Raw genomic sequence first — 9,435 nt, forward strand, 5'->3', positions numbered from 1 at the left:
TATTTTACCTTATTGCTGAAATGGAAATCAAACGAAATATGCCAAGTTGCTGTTACAAACACCTTGCTACTTGGTCTCTCTGCCCGTTGCTGCAACAAAGGCGCCCCACGACTGCATTGCGCGTGCAACGACGGCCTGTTTCTTCAGACTCTTGTCCCTGATGTGTTTATCCAGAGGGGGCAGGAGGCCAAAATTTATGTTTGAGGGCTGAAAGCTGCCGCCCTTGGCGGGGATTGTGATGTAGTCAAGCAGGGCGCCACAGGCAGTATCACCGGGAGGCTCAACCTGCGGCAGACCGAGGATGTTGCGTGCGGCAAATATCCCGGCCAACAGCCCCATTGCCGTGGACTCAAGGTACCCCTCAACACCGGTCAACTGTCCCGCAACATAGATGGCACCATCGACCTGTGGCGACCTCAGACGCAGCCCCCTGTCAAGGTACAACGGGGAGTTGATAAACGTGTTGCGATGAATGGAGCCATATCTCAGGAACTCCGCCCCCTGCAGGCCGGGGATCAACCGAAAGACCCTCTGCTGCTGTGACTGCCTCAGACGCGTCTGAAAGCCGACCATGTTAAAGGCCGAACGTTGGGCGTTCTCCGCCCTGAGCTGTACCACGGCGTGCATCATCGCCCCGGTCACCGGATGCGGCAGCCCCACCGGACGCAGGGGGCCAAATCTCAAGGTATCCCTGCCCCTGAGCGCCATCACCTCAACGGGCATACAACCCTCAAAGACCTTGACATCTTCAAAGTCCCTGGCGGCAATGCTATCGGCCTCCCTCAGGGCGTCGTAAAACCGGTTGTAGGCCGCCTCATCCATCGGGCAATTAAGGTAATCGTCACCGCCCTTGCCGTAGCGTGAGCTGTAGTATGCGATGTCGTAGTCAATGGTGTCGGCGTCTATGATCGGGGCTATGGCGTCGTAGAAGTACAGGGAGCTTTCGCCGGTAACCTTGCCCAGCGCCGCAGCCAGGGCATCCGAGGTTAGTGGTCCGGTGGCTATGACAGCCGGTGGGGCGGGCAGTTGCGTAACCTCCCCGGTGACTATCTTTACACGCGGGTGATTTCTGAGCTTGTTGGTTATGTAGGCGGCAAATTCATCCCTGTTGACAGCCAGGGCACTGCCTGCCGGTATGGCAGTGGCTCGTGCTGCCTCCATTATGAGGGAGTTGGCCATCGTAAGTTCCGCCTTAAGCAGGCCGTGGGCAGTGTCGGCAAGGTCAGAGCGCAGGGAGTTGGAACACACAAGTTCTCCCAAGAGGCCGCTCTTGTGTGCCGGGGTCAGCCTGGCCGGTCTCATCTCATGGATGGTGACATCCACGCCACAGCGTGCCGCCTGGTACGCCGCCTCAGACCCTGCAAGCCCGCCTCCTATGATGGTTAGCTCTGACACGTGTATATATCATAGCACAAAGAAACCAAAGAATGGACGACGTTTGTTATCAGGACAATTGCATTAAGCAGAAGAGTATAAGTAGCTATAACAACAGAAGATAAAGAAGGAGGGCGGCTCCTTTCTTTCTTGTATGCAGGCAATTTTTGATACCCGAAAAAACTCGAATCCGATCAGTATATACATTTTGTGTCAACTTACCAAATCATCTGTTCAGCTCTATATTATTATTCAAACACATACCTATCAGTTCTGTCAACCACGGCAATAGCATTAACTTGATTAATGTCAGTAGATAATGCTTGACAACGTTGTTATAAAGTATTATACTAAAGAATAAGTAAAGATATTGAAAAGAGGTAACCATGGCAACGGATATAAAAAACTACTACAGCACACTAGAAGTGGACAAGTCGGCCACTCAGGAAGAGATAAAGAAGGCCTACCGCAAACTGGCCAGAAAGTACCACCCTGACCTCAACCCCGGAAGTCCGTGGGCAGAGGCAAAGTTCAAGGAGATAAACGAGGCCTACGACACCTTGGGAGACCCAAAAAAGCGTGCCGAGTATGACAACCCTGTGAGGTCGGCCTTTGCCTCAGACTCAGGTTTTGATGGCTTTGCGGATCGACGCTATACAAACAACTTCGATCTGAACAATTTTGGCGACCTGTTCTCTGAGTTCTTTAACCTTGGTTCAAGGCCAGGCGCTGGTCGTACCAGTACCGCCGGCAGTGCCAAGGGCAAGGACGTGGTTGCTGAGTTGACCCTGACACTGCAAGAGGCCTATGAAGGCGTCACAAAGGCGATGAACATAAGGCGCGACATCCAGTGCAAGCAGTGCTATGGCTCCGGTAGAAGGTCATCCAAGACATGCACGACCTGTAATGGCACCGGTGTGGTACCAACAACGGAAACAATGAAGGTAAAGATACCCGCGGGGGTTGACACCGGCTCTAAGGTGAGGCTCAAGAACAAGGCCGACAACGGAGGCTACAGCGGCAAGACAGGGGACATCGTCATAGACATAACGGTGACTTCGCATGAGGTTTTTACCCGCAAGGGCAATGACCTGCACGCCGCCATACCGGTAACCTTCCCTGAGGCAGTCTTAGGTGCCAGGATAGAGGTTCCGTCGCTGGATGGCTCATCCATAATGACCCTCCCAGAGGGCACACACAGCGGCAAGGTATTCAAGCTCAAGGGCAAGGGGATGCCTGCCCCAAGTGGCGACAAGGGCGACTTATATATTGAGATACGGATTGTTGTCCCCGTTGGCCTCGGTCCCATAGAGAAGGACACGATAAGGAGACTTGGCAATCTCTATACCGATGACCCACGAAAAGGGATGGTGAGAGGGTAGTATGGTCAAAAAGGACAAGGATCAGCCTTTGTACGTCATCAGCGTGGTTGCTGAGATGCTGGGGGTTCATCCACAGACTCTGAGGCTCTACGAGCGCGAGGGGTTTGTATGTCCCAAGCGCTACAACAGGCAACGTAAGTACTCGGAGGAGGACATAGAGAGGCTCGACATGATTATCCAACTGACCAGGGACCTAGGCGTCAACAAGGCCGGTGTGGAGATAATACTGCGCATGAGGGGGATCATTGATGCCCTTAACACGCAACTGGAAGACGTCCTGCCATATCTCGAGGAAGAAACCCGTGAGGATGTCAGGTCGCGCCTGATGAGGATTTTCAAGGAGACCGTATGAAGATAGAAAAGTTGACAATAAAGAGTCAGGAGGCCATGCGCGAGGCTCAGATGATTGCCGAGCGTAAGGGAAATCAGGAGATGCAGCCTGAACATCTGATTGCTGCGCTGTTGGCTGATGGCAATGGAACAGTTATACAAATACTGAAGAAACTCGGGGTCAATACAAATGCCCTGAGAAAGGATGTCGAAAAGGAGATCGACAAGTTCCCTTCGGTGGTTGGTGCTACGGCTATGGCACAGATGTATCTCTCTGCGGCGATCAGGGATTGCCTGGAGGAGGCATTTAAGCAGGCCGGTTACCTGGGGGATGAGTACGTCAGCGTGGAGCTGCTGATGCTTGGCGTGATAATCAAGGGAGGTGGACGTCTCCTTGATCGCTACAATATCACCAGGGATACGTTTATGAAGGCCATGCAGGATGTTCGAGGCAGTCAGAACGTCACTGATCAGACCCCCGAGGACAAGTTCCAGGCGCTTAAAAAGTACAGTCGCGACCTTACCGACCTTGCACGCAAGGGTAAACTCGACCCCGTCATTGGCAGGGACGAGGAGATCAGGCGCGTAATACAGGTACTTGCGCGCAGGACCAAAAACAATCCGGTCATCATTGGTGAGCCGGGTGTGGGCAAGACGGCCATAGCCGAGGGCCTTGCACAGCGCATCATCGACAGTGACGTGCCGGAATCGCTCAAGAACAAGCGGGTCATTGCCCTCGACCTTGGATTCCTCCTGGCGGGGACCAAGTTCAGGGGTGAGTTTGAGGAGCGGATCAAGGCCGTAATCAAGGAGATAGAGGCCGCACAGGGCAATATCATCCTGTTCATAGACGAGCTGCATACCCTTGTGGGAGCTGGTGCGGCAGAGGGGGCGATGGATGCCTCAAACATGCTCAAGCCCTCACTGGCAAGGGGCGAGCTGAGGTGTGTGGGCGCCACGACCCTCAATGAATACAGGAAGTACATCGAAAAAGACGCAGCGCTGGAGAGGCGTTTCCAGCCTGTTTACATAAAAGAACCGGGCGTTGAAGACACCATCTCCATACTGAGGGGATTAAAAGAGCGTTATGAAATACATCACGGGATCAAGTTCAAGGATTCGGCCTTGATAGCGGCGGCTACGTTGTCGCACCGGTACATAACCGACCGGTTTTTGCCGGATAAGGCCATTGATCTCATTGACGAGGCTGCGGCACGCCTGAGGATGGCCATTGACAGTATGCCAGTGGAGATTGATGAGATGCAGCGTAGGTTGCGGCAACTGGAGATCGAGCGGCAGGCCCTACTCAAGGACACTTCGGCGGAGGCGGAGGCACAGCGGCAGAAGATAGAGAAGGAGATGACTGAGTTATCCGAGGGGCATTCCCTGCTAATGGTGCGTTGGAAGGGCGAGAAGGAGTTGATTGCCAACATCCGCAAGATAAATGAGGACATCGAAGCCACCAGGACTGAGTCCGAAAATGCCGAACGTCAGGGGCTTCTGGGCAAGGCTGCGGAGTTGAGATACGGCAGGCTAATTGAGTTAAACAGGGCGCTGGAGGCTGAGAATCAGAAGCTCAAAATCATGCAGGTCAACGGCAAGATGTTGACCGAGGCCGTAACTGAGGAGGACATTGCCAGTGTGGTGGCAAAGTGGACTGGCATTCCGGTTTCAAAGATGCTTGAGACCGAAATAGACAAGCTCCTGCAGATGGAGGACCGTTTGAGGTTGCGAGTAATAGGTCAGAATGAGGCCATTGAGAAGGTTTCAAATGCCATCAGGCGGGCGCGGGCGGGTATACAGGACCCCAATCGTCCGATCGGGTCGTTCATGTTTCTGGGGCCCACTGGTGTGGGCAAGACCGAACTGGCCAAGGCGTTGGCGGAGTTTCTCTTTGATGATGAGGCTGCCCTGTTGCGCATTGACATGTCGGAGTACCAGGAGAAGCACACGGTATCGCGGTTGATAGGTTCTCCGCCCGGTTACGTCGGATACGACGAGGGAGGACAGCTTACGGAGGCGGTTAGGCGGCGGCCATACTCGGTCATACTCTTTGACGAGGTGGAGAAGGCACACCCGGAGGTCTTTAACGTAATGCTGCAGCTCCTCGATGACGGTCGTCTCACGGACGGGCATGGCAGGACGGTGGATTTCAGGAACTCGGTGATTGTCATGACCTCAAACATAGGCAGTGAGTATATTCAGGAGTTTTTGCAGGACCGTCATCGTGTGCATGAGGCCTATCAGCAGGGTGTGAGTGCCGGCACGATGGCCAACAAGGTGATGGAGGCGTTGCGGGGGTTTTTCAGACCGGAGTTTCTCAACCGTGTGGATGATATAATAATCTTCAATGCGTTGAGCAAGGACCTCTTAAAACGCATAGTTGACATACAGTTGTACCGGATGCGCAAGTATCTCAAGGGCAAGCAGATAGACATCCTGTTGACCGACCGTGTCAAGGAGGTGATTGCGGAGTCCGGGTACGACCCCGTTTATGGTGCCAGGCCGTTGCGTCGTGTGCTTCAGAGTGAGATACTGAATCCTCTGGCGCTGAAGATACTGGATGGCTCAATTGCTCAGGGCGACACCGTCAGGGTAGATTACGAGCGCGCCGCGATGGTGTTCTCAAAGGTAGAAATGGCAGTTGGTGAGTAGGAAGGAGAGAAGAAGGGAAAAACAAAGCCAAAGAAAGAGCCTCCATTGTCAAATAGTAATGAAACATGCTATCGTATTATAGATGAGCAGGATTGCAATACTAAATGCCGGTGGACAATACTGTCACCTGATCGCACGAAAGATCAGGGAGCTGGGCGTATTTACGGAGATAACGGATTTCAACACCCCCCCCGACAGACTCGAAAACGTTAGCGGGATAGTGCTCTCCGGTGGTCCGCAGAGTGTGTATATACCGGAGAGCCCGCGTGTGGCCGAGGGACTGTTTGACCTCGGCGTACCGATCCTGGGGCTGTGCTACGGGCACCAACTCATAGCCCACCTGCTCGGTGGCAAGGTGCATGGCAGCGAGGGCGGTGAGTACGGGATTGCAGTCATCAAGATATTAAACAACGACAGCCTGTTTAAGGGGCTGGACGATACCCAGACGGTGTGGATGAGTCACGGCGACTCGGTTGAGCAGTTGCCCGAGGGCTTTGAGGTGCTGGCCTCCAGCGATACCTGCAGCGTGGCAGCCATGGCACACCCGCAACGGCACATCTATGGTCTGCAGTTTCACCCCGAGGTCGTCCATACACCCCGCGGGCAGGATATCATCAGGAACTTTGTCTTTAACGTCTGCAAGGTTACCACAACAGACTGGCGCCCCAAAGACCAGATCGATACCCTCATCGGCAACATAAGGGATAAGGCCAAGGGCAGAAAGGTCATCTTTCTTGTCAGTGGTGGGGTTGATTCCACTGTGGCCTTTTACCTGTGTGTGAGGGCACTCGGCAAGGAACACGTAAGGGGCATATACATAGACACAGGGCTTATGCGCAAAAACGAAACGCTCAACATTATCAGCGACTTCAAGGGCATTGGCGCCGATAACATAGACGTCGTTGACGCCAGCAATAAGTTCATAGATGCCATCGGTCAGGAGTGTAACCCCGAGCGCAAGAGGGAGATCATCGGCAGGATGTTCATCGAGGTAGAGGATGACCTGCTCAACAAGATCGAATCATCAGACAATCACTGGATACTGGGACAGGGCACCATATATCCCGATACGATAGAGTCCGGTTGCAGCACCAATGCCTCCAGGATAAAGACACACCACAATCGGGTCGATAAGATACTGAAGCTCATAAGCGAGGACAAGGTGGTGGAGCCGTTGACCGACTTTTACAAGGACGAGGTGCGGCTGTTGGCGGGTGCATTGGGGCTGCCACAACATATGATTATGCGGGACCCGTTTCCGGGGCCGGGATTAGCCGTGCGTTGTATTTGCTCGACGGAGAACAAGCCCGTATATCAGAGTGGGGAGTTGGCTGTCGTGTTGTCACGGTATGGGCTGAGTGGCTTCATCGCTCCGGCAAAGACGGTAGGGGTTCAGGGCGATTCGCGCAGCTACAAGGACATTGCAATACTGTACGGTGACAACATTACCGTACCACACCTGGAGGGCGTAGCAAGCGCCATTGTAAACGGCATCAGCGGTATAAATCGTGTTGCGTATGTCGTCAAAGGCCGCAGCGAAATCAGGCCGGAACAATTAGGCATCCACCCGGCCTATCTCACCCACGGGCGCGTGGAGCTCCTGCGGGAGGCCGATTACATTGTCAGGACGTTTACGGTCAAATACAAGAGGCAATTGCCCGACATCTGGCAGTTTCCGGTGGTTATCTTTCCCCTTGGCTACGATGACGCCTCAGGCAGGGAGACCATAGTTCTGCGACCGGTGCTCTCAACCGACGGTATGACCGCACGGTTTGCACAGATCGATAGGGCACTGCTGGAAGCCCTTGCGGTGGATATCCTACGCTTGGAAGGAATTGCGATGGTACTGTACGACATAACCAACAAACCCCCCGGTACTATCGAATGGGAATAGGTTGGCAATGTCACATTTCCAGAACAACATAGAGAAGTCCTTATGGAATGTTGCTGACCAGCTTAACGCAAATTCAGGATTAAAGTCATCAGAATATGCCGTCCCTGTGCTCGGTCTCATATTTCTCAGGTATGCCGATCATAAGTTTACGGAAGTTGAGGAGGAGCTTAGAAAACAGAAGGTATCAAGTAGGCGTGTAATCTAAAAGATTGACTATCAAGCAAAGGGGGTTCTTTATCTTCCGGAGACCTCGCGTTTCTCTCATTTGCTAAATCTCCCCGAGGGTGAGAACATCGGAAAAGCCGTCAACAATGCAATGAAGGCCATAGAGGTTGACAACGAGGCACTTAAGGATGTGCTTCCAAAGTCGTATAATCGTCTCGGAAATGATGTCCTTGTTACCCTGCTTAAAAGGTTCTCGGATATTCCCATGGACATTGACCGTGACCCTGCCATGTACCTTGTGGTTCTTTGACAAGGGGAAAAAAAAGACAGACCGCAAGGATAAAGTTTTGTTCATAGATGCTCGCAATATTTATAATCAGGTTGATCGTGCGCACAGAGATTTCCTGCCTGAACAGATTGAGTTCATCTCAAATATCGTGAGGCTTTACAGGGGCAAGGCCATTGAAACAGATGCAGGCAGTGAGGTGCTTACAAAAGAGCACTTCCCCAAAGGTGTGTATCAGGATATTGATGGTCTGTGCAAGGTTGAAACAATTGATAAGATCAAGGAACATGGATATTCACTTAACCCCGGACGATATGTTGGGGTTACAGAGAAGCCCGAAGACGATTTTGACTTCTATGAAAGACTTGAGGAACTCAATGAGGAACTTGAGCAGCTCAATGACGAAGCTAGGAAGCTTGAGGAACAAATCGGGGAGAATGTTGCACGATTACGTATGCCGCTATTTAAAGTCGAGGGTACTATGACAAGTGAAAGTCCTAAGTGAAATGCTTAATAGTTGCCATAAAACAAAGATACATGAGTTATGCGACATCACATCCAGCAAAAGGATATACGCAAGAGATTATCAATCTGAGGGTATTCCATTTTATCGTGGAAAGGAAATTATTGCAAAACAAGCTGGAAAAACAGATGTTTCCACGAAACTGTTTATTTCTGAAAAAAAATATGCTGAAATTAAAGACCAGTTTGGAGCACCAGAAAATGGTGATTTGCTTTTGACTTCCGTTGGAACACTTGGTGTACCCTATGTTGTAAAAAATGGAGAGCTGTTTTACTTCAAGGATGGGAATTTAACATGGTTTAGACATTTCAGAAACCTTGATAGTGGTTTTCTTTATTACTGGTTGCTATCTCCACCAGGGAAAGCCGAATTAAAAAAATGCACTATAGGCTCATCTCAATCAGCGTTTACTATTGTTTTACTTGGCTCTTTCTCAAAGTGAGTGGGTAATGGTACAATGAGGGTAAAACATGTAAGGAGAATAGAGTTATGGAAATGTTGGAGAATTTATTTGAGCAAGCACTAAATATACAGTTACCGTGGAAGGTAACATCTATAGATTTCAAGAAAGTGGAAAAGGTGATAGATATACATATTGATTTTACAAGAGGTAGTATATTCAAGTGTAGTAAGTGTGGAAACAATTCTAAAGCTTATGACACAACTGAAAAGAAATGGCGACATCTTAATTTTTTTGAATATGAGAGTTATATAATAGCAAGAGTACCAAGGACTGATTGTAATGAATGTGGAGTTTTACAGATAGAAATACCTTGGGCTCGTAGTGGTGCTGATTTTACATATTTATTTGATTCTCTAATGATGA

The 9,435-nt window shown here is 51.0% G+C and carries 7 protein-coding genes and 1 pseudogene; 7 read left to right on the forward strand and 1 reads right to left on the reverse strand.

The features are described from left to right. Positions 1-66 precede the first annotated feature (66 nt). Positions 67-1,395 (reverse strand): methylenetetrahydrofolate--tRNA-(uracil(54)-C(5))-methyltransferase (FADH(2)-oxidizing) TrmFO, encoded by a 1,329-nt coding sequence (gene trmFO, locus Mcas_RS13805; RefSeq protein ID WP_040336133.1) that lies wholly within the window; start codon positions 1,393-1,395, stop codon positions 67-69. 365 nt (positions 1,396-1,760) lie between these two features. Between trmFO and Mcas_RS13810 the strand changes: the two genes are divergently transcribed. The 7 genes and pseudogenes from Mcas_RS13810 to Mcas_RS13840 form a co-directional block, all read left to right on the forward strand. Beyond that, positions 1,761-2,756, forward strand: coding sequence for a DnaJ C-terminal domain-containing protein (locus tag Mcas_RS13810; RefSeq protein WP_040336134.1), 996 nt, complete (start codon positions 1,761-1,763; stop codon positions 2,754-2,756). A 1-nt stretch (position 2,757) separates the two neighbouring features. Continuing rightward, on the forward strand, positions 2,758-3,108 hold the full coding sequence (locus tag Mcas_RS13815) for a MerR family transcriptional regulator (protein WP_040336135.1): 351 nt from the start codon (positions 2,758-2,760) through the stop codon (positions 3,106-3,108). Continuing rightward, on the forward strand, positions 3,105-5,741 hold the full coding sequence (gene clpB, locus Mcas_RS13820) for an ATP-dependent chaperone ClpB (RefSeq protein WP_040336136.1): 2,637 nt from the start codon (positions 3,105-3,107) through the stop codon (positions 5,739-5,741). The genes Mcas_RS13815 and clpB overlap by 4 nt, the downstream gene beginning before the upstream one ends. An 82-nt stretch (positions 5,742-5,823) precedes the next feature. Next, the gene (guaA, locus tag Mcas_RS13825) at positions 5,824-7,635 is read left to right on the forward strand and encodes a glutamine-hydrolyzing GMP synthase (protein WP_040336137.1); all 1,812 of its coding nucleotides are present in this window, start codon (positions 5,824-5,826) and stop codon (positions 7,633-7,635) included. A gap of 7 nt (positions 7,636-7,642) precedes the next feature. Then, positions 7,643-8,591: pseudogene (locus Mcas_RS19340) on the forward strand (type I restriction-modification system subunit M N-terminal domain-containing protein). After that, complete coding sequence (locus Mcas_RS13835) at positions 8,575-9,051, forward strand: restriction endonuclease subunit S domain-containing protein (protein WP_156033387.1); 477 nt, start codon at positions 8,575-8,577, stop codon at positions 9,049-9,051. The pseudogene Mcas_RS19340 and the gene Mcas_RS13835 overlap by 17 nt, the downstream one beginning before the upstream one ends. 47 nt (positions 9,052-9,098) lie before the next feature. Beyond that, on the forward strand, positions 9,099-9,435 hold a 337-nt coding region (locus tag Mcas_RS13840), incomplete at its 3' end, for a transposase family protein (RefSeq protein WP_040336138.1).

Source organism: Candidatus Magnetobacterium casense (assembly GCF_000714715.1).
GTDB classification, from domain to species: Bacteria; Nitrospirota; Thermodesulfovibrionia; order Thermodesulfovibrionales; family Magnetobacteriaceae; genus Magnetobacterium; species Magnetobacterium casense.

Excerpts from the sequence above, each read along its gene's own strand:
- Mcas_RS13815 (WP_040336135.1), top strand. The coding sequence starts at position 2,758 with ATGGTCAAAAAGGACAAGGATCAGCCTTTGTACGTCATCAGCGTGGTT.
- clpB (WP_040336136.1), top strand. The coding sequence starts at position 3,105 with ATGAAGATAGAAAAGTTGACAATAAAGAGTCAGGAGGCCATGCGCGAG.
- Mcas_RS13810 (WP_040336134.1), top strand. The coding sequence starts at position 1,761 with ATGGCAACGGATATAAAAAACTACTACAGCACACTAGAAGTGGACAAG.
- guaA (WP_040336137.1), top strand. The coding sequence starts at position 5,824 with ATGAGCAGGATTGCAATACTAAATGCCGGTGGACAATACTGTCACCTG.